Source organism: Pelotomaculum terephthalicicum JT, assembly GCF_022410535.1.
In the GTDB taxonomy this organism is placed as follows: Bacteria; Bacillota; Desulfotomaculia; order Desulfotomaculales; family Pelotomaculaceae; genus Pelotomaculum_D; species Pelotomaculum_D terephthalicicum.
The window spans coordinates 42,339-61,001 of sequence record NZ_JAKNBL010000012.1 but is presented as its reverse complement, the minus strand read 5'-3'; the positions used below and the strand labels follow the sequence as shown (position 1 = coordinate 61,001).

Genomic DNA, 18,663 nt, shown 5'->3' with positions numbered 1-18,663 from the left:
GCGGGCATCGTTTTTAAGACATCCCGCGGGCTTCGATCATAGGAGACAATAATGCAGAAAGAAAGTGAATACTCTGTAGCCAAAGGACCTTACAAAAGCTACCCGGGCGACTGGAAAGTTGTTGAATTAGGTAATTTGCTCAGTAAAATCGGAAGACCGGTGGAAGTCATTCCTGATCGTGAATACCGGGAAATAGGCATCCGTTCTCACGGTAAGGGGCTTTTTTATAAAGAGCCGGTTAAAGGAAGCGACCTGGGGAACAAGTCCGTTTTTTGGGTTGAGGCGAACTGCTTGATTATTAATATTGTTTTTGCGTGGGAGCAGGCTGTCGCAATCACAACCCTCCGGGAAGAAGGAATGATTGCCTCGCACCGGTTCCCGATGTGGCGGTCGAAAGGAAATGCGGATTTAAATTATTTATGGTATGTTTTTTTGACGCCGTTTGGCAGGCGCCTTCTTGAATTGGCCTCGCCGGGCGGAGCGGGGAGAAACAGGACACTCGGGCGGGATGACTTTAATAAAACCTCTGTCTGTATACCGTCAAATATTGAAGAGCAACAAAGAATAGTAAAAATCCTCTCAACGTGGGACAAAGCCATTGAATTAAAAGAAAAGCTTATCGGAGAAAAAAAACGGCAGAAAAAATGGCTGATGCAAAACCTGCTGTCAGGTAAAAAGCGCCTTCCAGGTTTCACTGACGAATGGAAAGAGGTACGGCTGGGGGATTTATTTAGATTTGAAGGCGGGCTTTCTTTTTCAAGAAATGAATTGCAAACAGATAAAGGTATTTGCTATTTGCATTATGGTGATATTCATAAATCAACCAAGAATTATATTAATGTCGAAGAAGAGTATTCCCAACTCCCCAAGTTATTAACTGCGATTAGTGACTTAAATACCGATTGCCTATTAAATAATGGAGATATTGTGTTTGTGGACACATCTGAGGATTATGAAGGAATGGGTAAATATATTGTAGTGAAAAAGAAAAATAACATTCCGTTCATAGCGGGGCTGCACACAATAATTGCCCGTCCAGTAAGTGAATCGATCGCTGATGATTTTAAACGATATTGCTTTAGTACTTTTGACGTAAAAAAACAATTTACAGTGTTAGCCAATGGTACTTCTGTGTATGGTATTAATAAAAACAGCATTAAAAAGATATCTTTTCTACTCCCGCCACTCCCGGAACAAACCGCCATTGCCGAAGTCCTATCCACTGCAGACCAGGAAATTGACCTGCACGAAAAGCAGTTGGAGGAATTGAAAAAGCAGAAAAAAACTTTAATGCAGTTATTGCTGACAGGTATTATCAGAGTCAATACGCAGGAGGTTTCTTCTTAATGCCCGACCATACCATATTCGATGAACGCCCGGAGAGTCAGAACCGGGCGATAAAAATTTTAGAAAGATTAGGCTATCAGTACATACCGCGTTCCCAGGCGGAAATCTTGCGGGGGCGTCTTTCCAACGTGCTGTTCCCCGATGTTTTGCGCGAGTTTCTGCACCGGCAGTCTTTTGTGTACCGGGGCAAACGGACGCCTTTTTCCGGCCGGTCGCTCGGCAAAGCAATCAGGGATATCGACGCGCCGCTTGTTGCCGGCCTGATGTCCGCGAGCAAGACGATCTACGACCTGCTTGTCTCCGGCAACAGCTATGAGGAGGAGTTGTTCGACGGCGGCCGCCAGTCCTTTGACTTGAAGTTTATCGACTGGGAGCAGCCGGAAAACAATATCTGGCAGGTGACCGACGAATTTTCGGTGGAACGGCCGGACGGCAAATATGCGCGGCCTGATATCGTGCTGCTCGTCAACGGCATTCCCCTGGTGGTGATCGAGTGCAAGAAATCCGGTGTGGACGTGGAGCGGGGCGTCGCGCAAAACGTGCGCAACTGGCAGCCCGGCTACATTCCCCATTTGTTCAAATTCTCTCAAATCGTCATGGCCATGCACCCCAATATTGTCAAATACGGCACCTGCGGCACGCCTGCCGAGTATTTTAGCGTCTGGCGGGAGAGAGACTACCAGTGGCAGCAGGAAAAATGCCGGAATGTCAGCCCCGACGGACTGGTTAACGAACAGGACAGAGCCATAGTTTCCCTGCTCTCCCGGGAGAGGCTGCTGGAATTGATTCGCTATTTTACCCTGTACGACCAAAATGTGAAGAAAATAGCCCGCTACCAGCAGTTTTTCGGCATTCTCGCGGCTATGAAGCGAATCAAAGGTGAAGACGGCAGGAATATCAGAAACGGGGTGATCTGGCATACGCAGGGCAGCGGCAAGTCTTTGACCATGGTGATGCTGGTTAAAAAAATCCTGTCCGACCCGGAGATAATAAACCCCCGTTTTGTGCTGGTTAATGACCGGATCAATCTGGACAAGCAGCTTAGAGATAATTTTGCCAAAACCCAGCTTAACCCGGTCCGGGCGAAAACAGGCAAAGGCTTGATCGACCTGCTGAATGACAGGGGTGTGACGATCATTACCACCCTGGTGCATAAATTTGACACTGCGGCCAAAAGGAGAATTAAAATTAAAGACGACAATATATTCCTGTTGGTTGACGAGAGCCACCGCAGCCAGTACGGCCAGCTGCACAACATGATGATTGACGTGCTGCCCAACGCGATCAAGCTGGGATTTACCGGCACGCCGCTGCTTAAGAAAGACAAATTCAACACCTATAAAAAATTCGGGCCGCTTATCGACAGTTACCCGATTGACCGGGCGGTGGAAGACGGCGTCATCGTTCCCCTGGTCTACGAGGGCAGGATTATTCCCCAGGACGTGTCCGGCGCAAGGATAGACGATTATCTCAAATACATCATCGCGCCGCTGAGCCGGGAGCGGCAGGAAGATATGAAGCGCAGGTGGAGCCGCTTTTTGCCCCTGGCGCAGACCAGGCAGCGGATCGACATGGTGGCCTTTGATATTCACGAGCACTTCATCAGCTACGCCAAGCCGAAGAGATTGAAGGCCATGGTCGCGGCTTCGTCCCGTCCGGCCGCCATTGACCTGCATTACTCTATCAGGAAGCTTGGCGGGGTGAAAACAGCGGTGGTGATATCGCCCGAAAATATAAGTGAGGGTGAGGAGCTGACCGGCGAAAGCAGAAAGAAAATAAAAGACTTTTTCAAAGAAGAGGTGGAGCCGCTCTTCGGCAACAACCACGAGGAATATGCGGACTGGGCCAAAAGCAGCTTCATCAGTGCCGAAGAGGTGGATATGCTGATCGTTAAAGACATGCTCCTGACCGGCTTTGACGCGCCGGTGGCCGCCGTGCTTTACGTGGACAAACCCATGCGGGAGCATTCGCTGCTGCAGGCCATTGCCCGGGTCAACCGCGTGTGTCCAGGCAAAGATTTCGGACTCATCGTGGATTACTGGGGTATTTTCGGCAGGCTGAATACCGCCATGGATATGTATTCAGACGAAAAATCGGGCATGGATGGATACGAGCAGGCCGATATAGAAAATGCTATTTTAGGGGCCGGTGATCAGAAGGTCAAACTGGAAAACGCCCATCGGGAATTGTGGGCTATCTTTGATGAGCAGGACTTTGACCGGAACCGTTCCGAGGGCTGGCAAAGCGCATTGGCGGATGGCGATCTCAGAAAGCTTTTTTACGAGCGGCTTTCATTATTTTCCCGCTTACTGGACCTGGCCACGGGCAGCTATGCTTTGTATGACGCGGTTGGCTGCGGCCGGATGCAAAAATATAAGCGGGATTTGCTTCATTTTCAAAAGCTGCGCGGGGCAATTTTGCTCCGCTACAACGAAAAAGTGGATTTCAGCAGGTATGAAGACGGCATCCGCAGCCTGCTGAACAACTTTGTGCTGGCGGAGCCAGGTCAAATTATTGTTGAGCCTGTTTCCATTCATGATTCCGAGGGGATGAAGGAGCAGCTTGAAAAACTGGACAGCAAGGCCGCCAAAGGTGACGCCATTCGCACGCGCATGGACAGAGAGCTGGAGACCTGCCGTTATGACGACCCGCTGCTGCACAAGAAGTTTTCCGAGCAGCTCAAAGAAACCCTGGAAGAATACCGGGCGTCGCGAAATGATCATTCTTATCTCTGTAAAATGGAGAAAATCGCGGATGATTTCAGAAGAGGTTATACCAGCCACCACTATCCGGCCTGCATAGACAATGACAGTGACGCGAAAGCTTTTTACGGCTCGATTCAAAATATCATCGCCGCGGCGATAAAGGATGTTTCGCCGGAAACAGATGAAGCGATGGGGCGCCTGGCTGTTGAGGTGAAAAAGTCGATAGCCAACCGGGCCAAGGTTGACTGGCGCTTTAACGTAGCGGTGCAGAAAGATATGACGCAGGCGCTTGATGATCTAATCTGGGATTTTCTCGAAGAACACGGGATCGAACTGCCTGTCGAGAAGATTGATCTTATCCTGGAAGGACTTATGACAACGGCGGTGAGAAGGTATTAGATTATGACTTCCAAGAAATTATCCTTGACTAAACCATGGGGCGATATTGAGGTAATTGTTGAGCGCAAAAGCGTAAAAAGAATCCGGCTGAAAGTGTTTCCGAATGGTGTTGTGAAGCTGTCGGCGCCACATGGAGTACCGGATAAGTATATCAATGATTTTCTCAGAAGCAAAACGGCGTGGATTGAAAAGTCATTGAATTATTTCAGAGACACTGAAGCAGATGATATTGAAACAGAAATACGCAGCGGAGCAACCACCCGCGTTTTGGGCAGGCAAGTCAGAATCATGGTCAATGAAGCGAATAGCTACAAAATTGAACAAAAGGAAGATTATGTTTATATTCTTTCCCCCGCAGCCGGGGACAAGCAAGCTTTGCAAAATCAATTCGGGCGCTGGTGGCGAAAACAGAGCAAAACTTATTTTTTAGCGGTTATTGACAGGTTTTATCCCATTGTCGCCAAACATGGTGTTAACAAGCCTGCACTTTCGGTCAGAAGAATGAAGACTATTTGGGGCAGCTGCTCCAGAAGGTACGGCAAAATCAATCTGAATTATTATTTATACAAGGCCCCGCCGCCCTGTGTTGATTATGTCGTTTTGCATGAACTGGCCCACTTTCTTTATCCCAAGCATGATCAAGCTTTCTATGAATTCTTGACGGTGCATATGCCGGACTGGAAAGAGCGAAAAAGAATCCTTGATCACGAGGTTGTGAAGGGACTGGGCACTAATTGATTGTGAGAACAGATGAGGAAATGTCCGCCGCCATGCAGGAACTGGCTGTCACTTCCGGAAAAATTGAAGAATTGGCTAAGGCTGTTTGATGGAAGATGCAAGGGGGAAACGTAGCTTGAAAAGAATCGACGATAGTGAAATCATAGGTAAAAGCATTAAGGATATAGAGATAATTTATTCAAAGGATACTAGTTTCATAAAAAAGAAGCATTTAATGCTGGGTTTGATGATCACGGTTTTATTGATATTCGTAATGGGTGTTAGGATCTACAAACTTGAGATGTCCGTACCGCCAACGCAAAATGTGCAAAATAATGAGGGTGAGGAGTATGTTTCATTCAAGGAACAAGTCGGCGAACCGATAGAACAACAATCGGTAGAACAACAATCAATAGATCAACAATCAATAGATCAACAATCAGTAGATCAACAACCGGCAGGTCAAACTCCGCCTGCTGATGAAATTATTTATTATGAAATCCAGAAAGGTGATTGTTTTGAAACAATCGCAACTTATTATTATGGTTCGGAAAGTTACGCCTCTGAACTGGCCCGGTTTAATAAAATGAAAGTAAATAGTATATTAAATATAGGACAGATTATTAAGGTGCCGAGAGAAACTGACAAGCTCCGGCAATAGAGCTTTCAAATAAATCAAGGGCTATCGGGGCGATAACCCTTGAGCCTTTTTTGCACAAGTTTTGATGAGCAAGCTTTATACTGCAGATATTCAACAAGTTTTCAGTTTTTCTTCAGTATGGTTTCAGTTATAACCCGGATAATATGAATATAGTGACAAAGGAATGGGGACACACCTCCTATCGGAGGAATGTCCCCGATGGAATGTCCCGGATGGAATGTCCCCGGTGGAGTGTCCCGGATGTGAAGGTGGTGATAGGCGATGCAACAATTAAAAGGAATTAAGATATTAGTAGTGGACGATGAGCCGAATATCCTGCAATTCTTGGAACTCGGCCTGCAAAACGAGGGGTTCGAGGTGCAAACCGTCCAGGATGGGATGACAGCCATTACCATGATGAAGCAATTCCAGCCGCACGTTGTTATTCTTGATGTCATGATGCCTGGAATGGACGGCTTCGAAGTATGCCGGATGCTGAAAAAAACGGAGAATGTGGCTGTGATCATGCTGACGGCCAAGGATGAAGTGGATGACCGGGTGAAGGGTCTGACGCTTGGAGCCGATGACTACATGATCAAGCCGTTTAGCTTTGAGGAACTGCTTGCCAGGATTTATGCCAGAATCCGTAATCAATTTCCAAATTTATTCGGGGAAGTAGTGATCGGGCCGTTTCATATCGATGACCGCCGCAAAGAGATCAGGCTCGAAGACAGGGTTATGGAATTGTCTCCCACCGAGTATAAGCTTCTTAAATTTTTGGTTCTTAATCATGGGTTGGTTATAAGCAAAACGATGATTTTAGAAAAAGTATGGGGCTATGATTTTGGCGGCGAGGAAAATATTGTCGAGGTGTATATCCGTTCTTTGCGGGACAAATTAAACGACAAAGACCATCAGTTAATACGAACCTTGCGCGGTTCAGGCTACCGTGTTGATCTGCCATGAACCGTAAGATAAGGACGCAGCTCAAAGCCTTTTTCGCTCCCAACTCGCTCCGGGTCCAATTGTTGTCCCGTTCTTTGCTGATCCTCGCGGTTTTGCTTATGCTTATAGGCCTGTTTCAATATGTTTTTATGCGGGAAGTTATTTACCGAAATAAGGCCTCCATCATGCAGAGCCAGATGCAGAGCCAGCTAATGGCGCTCGCCCCTGAAGCCTGGCAGCATTTCAGCATGAGCGAGGAGTATGGTGCTGCGCGCCCGCCGCGTTTTTTTATTCCTGACGCAAATGTAGCCTTTGTTGATCCGCAGGGCAACTATTCCGTGTTGTTCAGCGGGCCTGACGGCGCGAGTCCGCCCAAATTGGCATCCCAGGAGTATATGGACGCGTTGAAGAAAAAACCGGTTACGAACTACAGGGTAATTAATGATGCCGGGGGAGCGGAACAATTAGTGGTGCTTCAGCCGGTTTTTGAGCGCGGGCAGGTGCTTGGCGTCATTCAGGCAAGTACTTTGACCAACCCGCTCAAGGAGTTGCTTGTGCGCCAGCTCTTCACTTTCTTGCTCCTCTCCCTTGCCGCCATGCTGTTTGGGCTGCTCGGCTTTTTACCGATAATTAAAAAAACATTGGTCCCTTTATTCAACATGGTGGATACCGCGGAACAAATTGACGCCGGGAATTTAGACAGGCGTTTTCCAACCCGGCAGGGACAGGTGGAAATTGATCGTTTGGCGGAATCCTTTAACGGCATGTTGGAGCGGCTGGAAGCGTCTTTTGAAGCGGAAAGAGAAACTAAAGAACAGATGCGCCGCTTTATAGCGGACGCCTCTCACGAACTGCGCACGCCGTTAACATCTATTCACGGGTTTCTGGAGGTATTGCTCCGCGGCGCGGCCAATCAGCCTGAGCAGCTGCATAAATCATTAAAAAGCATGCATAGCGAATCGGGCCGCCTCACAAAATTGGTGCATGATTTGCTTCTCCTGAGTAAGCTTGACCGCGAACCGCGCATTGAGCTAAAGGAAGGCTTTTTGGATAATGTTATCCAGGAGATGGAGCCGCAGCTGCGCATCCTGGCCGACGGCAGGAAGCTTGACTTGTCGGTCGAGCCGAACATGAAATGCAAATTTGACATGGACAAAATGAAGCAGGTTGTTTTGAATCTGTTTCATAACGCGGTGCAGCACACGGACCCCGAAAAAGGCCATATCCGCATTTCATTATGCGGAAAGAACAATGGAGTGCAGTTATCCTTTCAAGACAACGGGCCGGGGATCAGTGCAGACCATCTCCCGCACGTGTTTGATCGTTTTTACCGCAGCGATTCCTCCCGGACGCGCAAATATGGCGGCGCCGGTTTAGGCCTGGCAATTACCAAGTCCATTGTTAATGCTCACGGAGGAACAATTAACGTTGAAAGCCAAGAGGGAGAAGGGTGCATATTTCATATCCGGCTTCCCGCCCAGGCAAATGAGGCAAATGGGACGGTTCGGGAGGAGCTGGTTCAGAAATAAAAACGGTTCTCAAGGGGCGAAGAGGCAATGGGGGGACAGCTCTTGTTTCTGCCTGTTCATGGCGGCGGCAAGAACCGCCCCCGCTTGCCTTCCAGCGTGGTGTTTTCTTGTTTAGTTTTAATTAGACTGTTTCATTAACTATGTTGCCAACCTGATCGACGTTAGCGGCTTGATGGCTGTTGAAAAGTTCGTACATCTGTTTTTGAAAATCTTCCATGGTCAAACCTTGTTCCTCAATTATTGTTTGTAAGTCCTTGCCTGATTCCAGCAGGTCTGTTAGCTCCTCGGATGAGAGGTTTAAAACGCTTGCCGCGTCAGTCAAAAATTGATCGGTTCCTTTGCCGGGCGGCGGTGGCGGAGCCGCATCTCGAGTACTGTCAGCTTGACCTTTATTGGGGTTCAGCTCATCCATCTTTTCACGAAATTCATCCACGCTCAAACCTTGGTCTGTAACGATGGTGTCTAAGTCCTTACCCGATTCCAATTCTGACAAGAGTTCGTCGTATGAAAGCCCTAAAACACTAGCCGCATCGGTTAAAAAAGGGTCTTGTCCATTCTTGTTATTAATGCCTTTCGTGTTCATCATAAAATTAGCGGCGCTGACACTTTGAATTGCATTCATTTACCTTTACCTCCTTAAAATTATGGTTTATAAATTTCCGCTACCCTCCTTGTCAAGTTAATTTATTAGGTTTAATAAAGTAATATATATATAATGATGATTCGCAAACTTGCGAATAAATATAATAATTAAATTGGTTTGACGAGTTTTCAATTTGCATACTGCTATCGTCTATTATAATTATCGGCAGGTGTTGCTTTTCTCAACATATCTGTAATGTGGCAAACTTGTGGCAAGAAAATAAGATTGTAACTTTATATGCCAAATTACGTCGTTTAATTTCCAACCTATCATTATATATATATTTAATGCAAAAATATCCGCCAAACTGTGGCAAAATTAAAGCAATAAGTTTTTTCAGCGAAATTACATTTATAAAATGGTAAAATAATTTAGGGTGAGTGATATTTATGAATAAAAAATTAATATATGTTGCAGATGATGAGATCAATATTTGTAATATAATAAAATCATTTCTTATTAAAGAAGGGTATGATGTTGAAGCTTTCTATAATGGACGCGCCATTCTTGAGGCTTTTAGTTTCAGACCGGCAGATATGCTCATAATAGACATCATGATGCCTGAGATGGATGGATATACTGTTTGTTCACTAATCCGCCAAAAAAGTAATGTGCCGATTATTATTGTGTCTGCCAAAGATACCGAATCCGACAAGGTAGCCGGGCTTACCCTGGGAAGCGATGATTATCTTACAAAACCGCTTAGTCCTATGGAACTTATTGCCAGAGTAAAAAGTGTTTTTCGGAGAATTGAATTTGATAAAAGCAACGTAGGAAGTAATCACATTGTTAAGATTTTAGATATTTCAATAAATCCTGATACCAAAACGGCTGAGATTAATAATAAAAACATCGGACTTACAGGAATGGAATTATCATTGCTCTATTATCTGTCTATCAATAGAAACAGAGCTGTTAGCCGCAATGAACTTCTTGACAAAGTGTGGGGATTTGAAAACGTGGTGGAGACCCGTGCGACAGATGATATGATCAAAAGAATCCGAAAAAAGCTTTCTAACGCTGGTTCGATTCTAAAAATTGATACAGTGTGGGGATTTGGTTTTAAAATACAGGATAAGCCAATCGGTAGAGGGTAAATGAAGAGGAACACCATTAAATGGCGACTTATTAAATTTAACCTTGTTTTAATCATCATGCTGATCACCCTGACAACAATAATATTTAATATTGCTGTCCGAAAGTACATCGAAAAAGAGATTATTGGCCAGTTGGATAGAATCGCCTCACATACTGAAGATACTGCGTTGCTGCAAGGACCGGACTTTTTTCCGGGACTTCCGGGCCCTGAGAGAGAGCCTAATCCGCCGCCTCCTTTTCCTGATGCGCCCAATAATGACCTTGTCAGATTTTATTTTATGTTGGACCGTTCATTAAGAGAGCCTCTGTCTGTCTTGAATGCGGATTATATTTTACTGGATAAAGATAAAAATAGAATAACACCTTTCCCGGAAGAATCCTTCAAGCCTCCTGCTGAACTCTTGAGCCAGATAAATGACCAGATGAAGTTAAAAAGTTTTAACGATGAATCATACTTGAACTTTCATTTATCCGGTGCTGAATATATAGCAATTATCAAGCCGGTATCTCAAAAGAACTCTTTCGGATTAGGGTGGATTATCATATACTCCAGTCTTCAAGAGGTTAATCAGTTGCAAAAGGGAATAAATATTATCCTGCTTGTTATCCTGATTTTCTCGGCTTTGATTATTTCGCTCTTTTCTTCTCAGATGTCAAAAAAAATATCTGCCGTTTTTATTTCTCTCAATCAACATATCAGAGCTATAGCGGAAAGGAATTTCGGCGCTAAAATCTATTTGCAGGCAGATGATGAATTGCACGATTTTGTCAATAATATTAATATTATGACTGAAAAGCTTGAAACTTATGATCAAGCACAGAAAACTTTTCTGCAAAATGTATCCCATGAATTCAGAACACCGCTTATGTCTATTCAGAGTTACGCCGAAGGCATCAAATATGACGTTGTTGATAGTGATGCCGCTGCCGATATAATAATCGGTGAAACCAGGCGTATGACCAATCTGGTGGAAGATCTGCTATATTTATCACGCCTTGATGCAATAGAGGAAAATTATCACTTTGACAATTTGAATTTTAATAAATTAATTGATACTTGTATTGATCGTATGAGTGGAATTGCCGTTAATAGCAACAAAAAAATTACTTCAAATGAACTCGATAAAAATATTGAAATTTATGCGGATGAAGAAAAGATTTCTCGTGCGATTACAAATATAATCAGTAACTGCATACGATATGCAAATAGTACTATTGAGATCTTGTTAAATATTATTGAAAATAACAGAGTAGAAATTAAAATTTCTGATGACGGTTCCGGTTTTGAAGAGAATGAACTTCCATATATATTTGAGAGGTTTTATAAGGGTAAAAAAGGAAATTACGGGCTCGGATTGGCTATCAGCAAAAATGTGATTGAAAAGCACAACGGAATGATCTCTGCCGAAAATTCCGCTTCTGGCGCCGTATTTAGAATTGAGTTGCCGACAGTAGAGAGTAGAGGGGGTCAGGCTACTAACTTATTAACTTATTGACGAATTCGTCAATAAGTTAATAAGTTAGTAGCCTGACCCCCTCCCTATTCAGGGTATATTCAGCCGGTACTCAATCAATGTTCAGTTGCCGTTAAGGGATAATTCAGGGAAAAGGGGTATTATTGTAATGTAAAAAGCCGGGACATCATGCGGGGTTGCTCGCAAGAGGGGGAGATCAAAATAAAACCGGGGAAACTTCAACGTTTGGATTTTATCCTGATCGGCATTGCTTTACTGGCCGCTTTCTTGAATATTTATAAAATCTGGAATGAGCAGTACGCCAACGCTTATTATACTGCGGCGGTAACCAGCATGCTGCAGAGCTGGCACAATTTTTTCTACGCTTCTCTTGATCCGGGCGGTTACGTCACGGTGGATAAACCGCCGGTCACGTTTTGGGTTCAGACGTTGTTCGCCTATATTTTCGGGGTGCACGGATGGAGCGTGATTCTTCCGCAGGCTTTGGCCGGCGTTGGTTCCGTATTGCTGATGTATATTCTGGTCAAGCCGACGTACGGCAAAACGGCTGCCCGGCTGGCCAGTCTGGTAATGGCGTGTACTCCGATTGCCGTCGCGGTGAGTCGAACAAATAATATTGACAGCTTGTTGGTATTTACCCTCCTTCTGGCCACTTGGATGTTGTTCCGGGCGGTCAACAATCAAAAGTTGGCTTGGCTCTTGGGCGCTTTCGCCATGATCGGCGTGGGCTTCAATATGAAAATGCTGCAAGCTTACATGGTTGTTCCGGCTTTTTACGTGTTTTACCTGCTGGCTTTCAAAACCGGGTGGAAAAAGAAACTGGCTGTGCTTGCGGCGGCGACGGTTGTCATGTCTGTGGTAACCCTGTCCTATGCGGTGGTTGTTGATATGATCCCAGAGAAAAACCGGCCGTACATCGGCGGCAGCCAAACAAACTCTGTATTGGAGCTTGCCTTCGGCTATAACGGGATAGCCCGCTTGAAGGGAATGGGCAGGGGAGGCATGGGATCCGGCGGCGCGCCGCCGGACCAGCGGCAGACAAGGCAGGAAGAGGACGTAACGCCGGACCGGCAGCAAACGCGGCAGGATGGCGACAATATGCCCGGCGGGCAGCAAGTACAGCAGGCTGGCAGCAACATGCCCGACCAGCAGCAGATGCAGCCTGACGGAAACAATAGCCCGGGGGGCTACCCTGGGGTTAATGAAGGACTAAGCCCGGCACCAGGCGGGGGTGGACCGCCAGGGCAGGGTGGCGGAGGCGGAGGCGGTATGTTCGGAACCGGCCGGGCCGGGCCGCTGCGTTTGCTCCAATCCGAACTGTCCGGGCAAGCCAGTTGGCTGCTGCCCTTTGTAGCGTTCGCCTGCGTGGGACTGCTGGCCGGCACGCGCCTGAGAAAGCTGACTGCCAAACAGAAGGAAGCCTTGTTCTGGCTGGCCTGGCTGCTTCCGACAATGGTGTTTTTCAGCGTAGCGGGCTTCTTCCATCAATATTACCTGATTATGCTCGCCCCGCCGGTCGCGGCGCTGGCGGGAACAGGCTGGGCAGAGCTATGGAACCAGTACCGCAATAAAGAAGGCTGGAAAAGGTGGCTGCTGCCGGCAGGGTTGCTGGCTACCACGGCTTTTGAGCTATATATCCTGCAGCCCTACCAAGAGCAAATCGGCGCGGGCTGGTTAATCGGCATGGGAGTCGCGGGAACCGGGCTGGCGCTGTTATTGCTGCTGGCCGCCAAGAAAGAAAAGCTGGTGTCGATTGCCGCGATAGCAGGGATGCTGGTGTTGCTGGCGGCGCCGTTATACTGGTCGGCCACTCCGCTTCTTTATGGAGACAACAGCATGCTGCCGCAGGCCGGACCAAGCCGGCAGGGTTTCGGCCAAAGGCAGGGCATGGGCGGCGGCATGAACTCAAGCAGTATCAATACCAAGCTGCTTGAGTATGTCACCAGGAACAATACGGGGGAAGCCTACCTCTTTATGACTCCTGAGGCATCCACGGCTGAATCTTATATTATCGAGACCGGCCAAGCTGTTGTCGCCATGGGCGGGTTCAGCGGTTCGGACCCCATTCTCACAGCCGAGAAGCTGGCACAAATGGTGGCGGATAAAAAGGTGAAATTTTTCCTGATCCCTTCATCCGGCTCAGGCGGCAGAGGCGGCGGCAGCGAAGTGATGGATTGGATCCGCGCCAACGGCACGGAGGTTCCTAAAGAAGAATGGCAATCGAACTCCGCCCAAGATAGCCCGCAAGGCGGCCGTCCCATGGGCATGGGGAACAGTGAGACACTATACGAAATCAATATCTAAAGGATGAGATGTGATGAAAAGAAACGTTCGATATACCATTATCATTCCGGTCTATAACGAAGAGGCTGTTGTTGAGGAAACCTATCGCCGGCTGACGCGGGTGATGGAAGCCACCGGTGAACCGTATGAATTGCTGTTTGTCAACGATGGAAGCCGGGACCGGACGGCGGAACTGATCGAGAGCTTTGCCGGGTCGGACAAATGTGTGCGGCTGCTTGATTTCTCGCGTAATTTCGGCCATCAGATAGCTATTACCGCGGGCATGGATTATGCCCGCGGGGATGCCGTGGTGATTATCGACGCCGATTTGCAGGATCCGCCCGAGCTGATCCCGCTCATGATCGATAAGTGGAAAGAGGGCTATGAAGTCGTCTATGCGCAGCGTTCTAAACGGAAAGGGGAGACGCTGTTCAAAAAATGGACCGCCGCTTTGTTCTATCGCACTCTGCGCGCGCTGACGGAAGTAAATATTCCGCTGGATACCGGCGACTTCCGCCTGATCGACCGGAAAGTGTGCGACGCCATGCGCGGCGTCCGGGAGAAAAACCGCTTCGTCCGCGGCCTGGTCAGTTGGGTAGGCTTCCGTTCAACAGCCGTTGAGTATGTCCGGGAAGAACGGTTTGCGGGGGAAACGAAATACCCGCTGAAGAAAATGCTGCGCTTTTCGATGGACGGGATTGCGTCTTTCTCCCACAAACCGTTGAAGCTGGCCGCATATCTCGGTTTCATGATTTCGTTCGCCAGTTTTATCTACCTGGTTGTCTCTTTGGCTCAAGGATTATTCAACACCGGGGCGGCTGCCGGATGGTCGTCCCTTATCGCCTGCCTGTTGCTGACGGACGGCGTGATATTGATCGTTTTGGGGATCCTCGGAGAGTATGTCGGCAGGATTTACGACGAGACGAGAAACCGGCCGCTGTATATTCTCCGGAACAAGCGGGAGGTTGAAGATGCAGAGCATGAAATTGAGGTGATTTACAGTGCTTTCTGATAAATACAGGACTATTCAGTTTCTGCGCTTTTGTACCGTCGGGGTGGCCAATACGGCGGTGGACTTTGCCGCCTTTTTCCTTTTGAATCTCTGCGGGGTGCCGTATTTGCTCGCCCAGGTGCTTTCCTATTCGGCTGGTGTCGTGAATAGTTACCTTCTCAATCGAAAGTGGACGTTCCGGGTGGCGAGAAAAGCCAACCTCCAGGAAGCCGCGAGTTTTATCGTTGTGAACGGGATTTCCTTGCTGGTGTCGTCCAGCCTGTTAGCCGTATTGCACGATGTAAACCATCTCAACCTTTGGCTCTGCAAGTTAACGGCCACAGCTGCCGGCGTCATTGTGAACTTTATGGGAAACCGGCTCTGGGTATTCGCGGAGAGCCAAAAAACCAGGGGTGAAGTATCCTGAGCAGCCAAATGATGTTTTTGAAGAAGCATATATTGAAAATAAGCTTGCTGTTAATACTTATATCATCAGGATTATTATGCTTTTATTCGTTAAGAAGCTACAGCGGTAACGCCGCCTCACGCCAAAGCGGAATGGAAACCCGTAATTTTCTCCCGGGGGAAAGAAGCGGCGCCGAAACCGGCAACGCCCTCCCGGGGGAAAGAAACCGGCCGCCCGGGATGGCCAATCAATTGCCTGAAGGGCAGCCGAATATTGACTCAACCCAGCGTACGGCGCCTCCCAATGGACGGATGCGGGGAGGGATTACCGGCGCGGGGATCAAGTATTCTCCTCAACTAATCGCATATGCAGCAGTATTTTTGGCTGTTTTCGTCGCGGCATATTATTTTCTCGTACGCAAAAAGGTGAAAATCCGCCCCGGCCATGAGAGAATATTAATATTCACCATGCTCGGCGCGGGGCTGCTTTTGCGAATTTCCGCCGCCACATTGACAGACGGGCATCCTTTTGACATGAGTCTTTTCAAAAACTGGGCCACCGCCGCGGCGCATAATCTTTTTCAAGTTTATGCAAGCTCCCGGTCGAGCGACTACCCGCCCTTGTACATGTATATTTTGTTTTTAGCCGGCAAGGCTGCCGGAGTCCAGGCAATGAGTCCGTACTATACATTATTGTTAAGGCTGCCGTCAATAGTGGCTGATATCGCCACGGCATATCTTATATACAGGCTGGCCGGCAAATATCTGTCCCGGGAAATCAGCATCCTGTTATCCGCCTTTTATGCTTTCAACCCGGCTGTTATGATCAATTCTACCTTTTGGGGACAGGTGGATTCATTCTTCACCTTTATTGTCGTATCTTCTTTGTATATGCTGTCGGAAAAAAAGATCGGCCTTGCTTCCGCCTTATTCACGGCCGCCGTGTTGATGAAGCCGCAGGGAATTATTTTTCTGCCCGTGCTTTTCTTTGAACTGGTCAGGGGAAAAAGCTTTAAAAGCTTCCTGACGGCGGCAGCTTTCGCCTTGGGTACTGCTGCAATGATTATCCTGCCGTTTGCCTTGTCCAAAGACGCGCTGTGGATTTTCAAGCTCTTCTCAAACACTATGGGAGAGTATCCCTATGCCTCCGTTAACGCGTTCAACTTCTTCAGTTTGATTGGGAAAAACTATGCAAAAGACGCGACAACCATGTTTCTGTTAAGCTATCATAACTGGGGGATGATTTTTATTGTCATCATTACGGCTTTTTCATGGTTCATTTATATTAAAGGAAACAGCAGGGCGTTTGCTTTTGCGGCGGCGCTTCTCCTTATCGCGGGTGTGTTCGTGTTTTCCACCAGGATGCATGAAAGATACTTGTTTCCCGCTGTCGCCCTGTCAATTTTAGCTTTTATTTACCTCAAGGATAAAAGGCTGCTGCTGTTGTCCGCCGGATTCAGCTCCACTGTTTACATCAATACGCATCTGGTTCTTTTTGAGACGAGCAAAGGGATAAATTTCGTATCTTTTAATCCTGTTCTTATAATTGCCTCCCTACTGAACGTGTTGCTGTTTTTCTATCTTGTCAAAGTGTTATTTGATATTGCCGTTAAGAAAAAGACATACGCTTGCGGATGCTAAGTGCTTGTACATCCCCGCGTCGCTGCCTGTTTCTGGTTCCCGAATAACCTCCCGATATTTTACCGGTAAAGATGATGGTTTAAAGATCAGGCTTGTTTTAAAACTTTTTGCTTTCGCTTTTCTTTTAGTTCCGGCCACCCGAATATACGGCTCAGTTTGATGTAAATCCACTTGGATTCCTTGGTAAGCAGCGGGCCTAAAATCGCTAAGACAAGCACATAAAGGGCTGCGAAAGGCTGAAGAATGGGCAATAATCCCCCGGCCAACGCTAATTTGGCTAAAACAATGGAGAACTCGCCGCGAGGTGTTATGGTCAATCCGACATAAGTAGAAGCCCGGTGCGAATACCCGGCCATGCGGCCTGCGAGCATCCCGGACACAAAGTTGCCGATTAATGTTATCCCCACCGCCGCAAGGGCGGGCCATACTGCTCCACTGATAGAAAGGGGATCTATACTCAGGCCGAAACTGAAGAAAAATAATGCTCCAAACAAGTCTCTGAAAGGTACAAGAATGTGTTCAATCCGTTCTAAATGTTCAGTCTCTGCCAGCACCAGACCGACTAACAAAGCACCGATCGCTTCCGCGACATGGATGGTTTCCGAGAATCCGGCTACCAGAGTAATTATGGCGAACAATACAAGTAAAAATACTTCATCAGAGGGAATATTCAGCATCCTGTTCAGCTGTGAGAGAAGCTTGCGCCCCAGGAAGAGAAAAACAAGCATAAAACCAAGCGCCAGGCCGGCTGACTGCAAGACAATTAAGGGAGAAGCCGTACCGCTTAACACAAGTCCCGATACAACTGAAAGATAGACAGCCACAAAGACATCCTGAAACATCATCAGTCCAAGAATCATCTCGGTTTCCGACCTAACCGACCGTTTTAAGTCAACGATCATCTTGGCAACAATAGCACTGGATGAAATTGTAGTAATTCCTGCCGCCACCATGATTTCCCGCAAAGGCCACCCCAGCAAATAGGGGAAAAGCAATCCCAGAGTTAGATTGATGGCCATGTAAATGGTCCCGCCCATGATAATTGAACGCCCGGCCTTCATTAAACGGCCGACGGAGAACTCCAGCCCGAGGTAAAACAGCAGAAAGAGAATACCCAAGCGTCCCATGAAATCAATTAACGAGGCACTTTCTATAAAACGAAAATCAAGAACACCTATATGCGGAGCATGAGGACCTACAAGCATTCCAGCAATTATTAAGAAAGGAACAATTGAAAACCGCAAGTGGGAGGACAATAAGCCGACCGCTGCAATAATGCTCAGGGCAAGCCCGACTTCAAAGAGAATGTGTTGCTCCATCCGTTATATGCTCCCAAGCTGGAGCAAACGTTTACAGGCTTTTACTTTCTCTCTCTCCCCAAGGATTACGATGGTTGCCCCTTCCTTAATTGTTTGTTCGGGACCCGGATTAATTATTTTACTATGGTCCCGATTCACAATGGCAATGATTGAGGCGCCCGTCCTTTTGCGAATTCCCAAATCGCCGATTGTCAAGCCAATCGATTTTATTCCCGGTTCAAGCTTGTACCATTCAATAACCATTTCATCAAAAGCCATGTCAACCGATTCCAATGCCTTCGGCATATAAGACATTCCGCCGAGAATACCTCCGACACAACGTGCCTCGGCATCGTTAAGCATGACCATGGATATGCTGTCATCAGGGTCGTCGTCATCAAAATGGTGCATCTCGCGCCTGCCGTCATCATGCACTACGATTACAAGCTTATCTCCGCTTATGGTATTGATCTGGAACTTTCGGCCGATGCCGGGAAGGTCTGACTCTCTTATTAAATTCATAAAAAACCACCTCGTTTTTTACAGT

15 protein-coding genes are annotated in these 18,663 nt (G+C 47.2%); 12 read left to right on the top strand and 3 right to left on the bottom strand.

Translation table 11 applies throughout. From position 1 onward, the window contains the following. Nucleotides 1-51 precede the first annotated feature (51 nt). The 6 genes from L9W92_RS09305 to L9W92_RS09280 all read left to right on the top strand — a co-directional run bounded on the left by L9W92_RS09305 (nt 52) and on the right by L9W92_RS09280 (nt 8,282). Nucleotides 52-1,347 (top strand): restriction endonuclease subunit S, encoded by a 1,296-nt coding sequence (locus tag L9W92_RS09305; RefSeq protein ID WP_240083485.1) that lies wholly within the window; start codon nt 52-54, stop codon nt 1,345-1,347. Further along, complete coding sequence (locus L9W92_RS09300; protein WP_240083484.1) at nt 1,347-4,451, top strand: type I restriction endonuclease subunit R; 3,105 nt, start codon at nt 1,347-1,349, stop codon at nt 4,449-4,451. The genes L9W92_RS09305 and L9W92_RS09300 overlap by 1 nt, the downstream gene beginning before the upstream one ends. A gap of 3 nt (nt 4,452-4,454) precedes the next feature. Further along, entirely contained in the window at nt 4,455-5,189 is a 735-nt protein-coding gene (locus L9W92_RS09295) for a M48 family metallopeptidase (RefSeq protein WP_240083483.1), read from the top strand. Between the two features lie 115 nt (nt 5,190-5,304). Then, complete coding sequence (locus L9W92_RS09290) at nt 5,305-5,829, top strand: LysM peptidoglycan-binding domain-containing protein (protein ID WP_240083482.1); 525 nt, start codon at nt 5,305-5,307, stop codon at nt 5,827-5,829. Nucleotides 5,830-6,090: 261 nt separating this feature from the next. Beyond that, entirely contained in the window at nt 6,091-6,774 is a 684-nt protein-coding gene (locus L9W92_RS09285; RefSeq protein ID WP_240083481.1) for a response regulator transcription factor, read from the top strand. After that, nucleotides 6,771-8,282, top strand: coding sequence for a sensor histidine kinase (locus tag L9W92_RS09280; RefSeq protein WP_240083480.1), 1,512 nt, complete (start codon nt 6,771-6,773; stop codon nt 8,280-8,282). Before L9W92_RS09285 ends, L9W92_RS09280 begins: the two co-directional genes overlap by 4 nt. A 121-nt stretch (nt 8,283-8,403) precedes the next feature. On the opposite strand, the gene L9W92_RS09275 is transcribed toward L9W92_RS09280, so the two are convergent. Then, nucleotides 8,404-8,904 (bottom strand): hypothetical protein, encoded by a 501-nt coding sequence (locus L9W92_RS09275; RefSeq protein WP_240083479.1) that lies wholly within the window; start codon nt 8,902-8,904, stop codon nt 8,404-8,406. 410 nt (nt 8,905-9,314) lie between these two features. Between L9W92_RS09275 and L9W92_RS09270 the strand changes: the two genes are divergently transcribed. The 6 genes from L9W92_RS09270 to L9W92_RS09245 all read left to right on the top strand — a co-directional run bounded on the left by L9W92_RS09270 (nt 9,315) and on the right by L9W92_RS09245 (nt 16,818). Further along, the gene (locus tag L9W92_RS09270) at nt 9,315-10,022 is read left to right on the top strand and encodes a response regulator transcription factor (RefSeq protein ID WP_240083478.1); all 708 of its coding nucleotides are present in this window, start codon (nt 9,315-9,317) and stop codon (nt 10,020-10,022) included. Nucleotides 10,023-10,079: 57 nt separating this feature from the next. Further along, a complete protein-coding gene (locus tag L9W92_RS09265; RefSeq protein ID WP_312038082.1) occupies nt 10,080-11,519 on the top strand; it encodes a sensor histidine kinase in 1,440 nt (479 codons plus the stop codon). Between the two features lie 147 nt (nt 11,520-11,666). After that, on the top strand, nt 11,667-13,802 hold the full coding sequence (locus L9W92_RS09260; RefSeq protein WP_240083476.1) for a glycosyltransferase family 39 protein: 2,136 nt from the start codon (nt 11,667-11,669) through the stop codon (nt 13,800-13,802). A 13-nt stretch (nt 13,803-13,815) separates the two neighbouring features. Then, entirely contained in the window at nt 13,816-14,793 is a 978-nt protein-coding gene (locus L9W92_RS09255) for a glycosyltransferase family 2 protein (protein ID WP_240083475.1), read from the top strand. Further along, nucleotides 14,783-15,199: a GtrA family protein gene (locus L9W92_RS09250; protein WP_240083474.1), complete on the top strand. Its 417-nt coding sequence runs from the start codon at nt 14,783-14,785 to the stop codon at nt 15,197-15,199. The genes L9W92_RS09255 and L9W92_RS09250 overlap by 11 nt, the downstream gene beginning before the upstream one ends. Nucleotides 15,200-15,330: 131 nt before the next feature. Next, a complete protein-coding gene (locus tag L9W92_RS09245) occupies nt 15,331-16,818 on the top strand; it encodes a glycosyltransferase 87 family protein (protein ID WP_312038081.1) in 1,488 nt (495 codons plus the stop codon). An 86-nt stretch (nt 16,819-16,904) separates the two neighbouring features. Here the strand turns inward: L9W92_RS09245 and L9W92_RS09240 are convergent, their stop codons facing one another. Then, entirely contained in the window at nt 16,905-18,137 is a 1,233-nt protein-coding gene (locus L9W92_RS09240) for a cation:proton antiporter (RefSeq protein WP_240083472.1), read from the bottom strand. Between the two features lie 3 nt (nt 18,138-18,140). Beyond that, the gene (locus L9W92_RS09235) at nt 18,141-18,638 is read right to left on the bottom strand and encodes a cation:proton antiporter regulatory subunit (RefSeq protein WP_240083471.1); all 498 of its coding nucleotides are present in this window, start codon (nt 18,636-18,638) and stop codon (nt 18,141-18,143) included. Between the last annotated feature and the right edge of the window lie 25 nt (nt 18,639-18,663).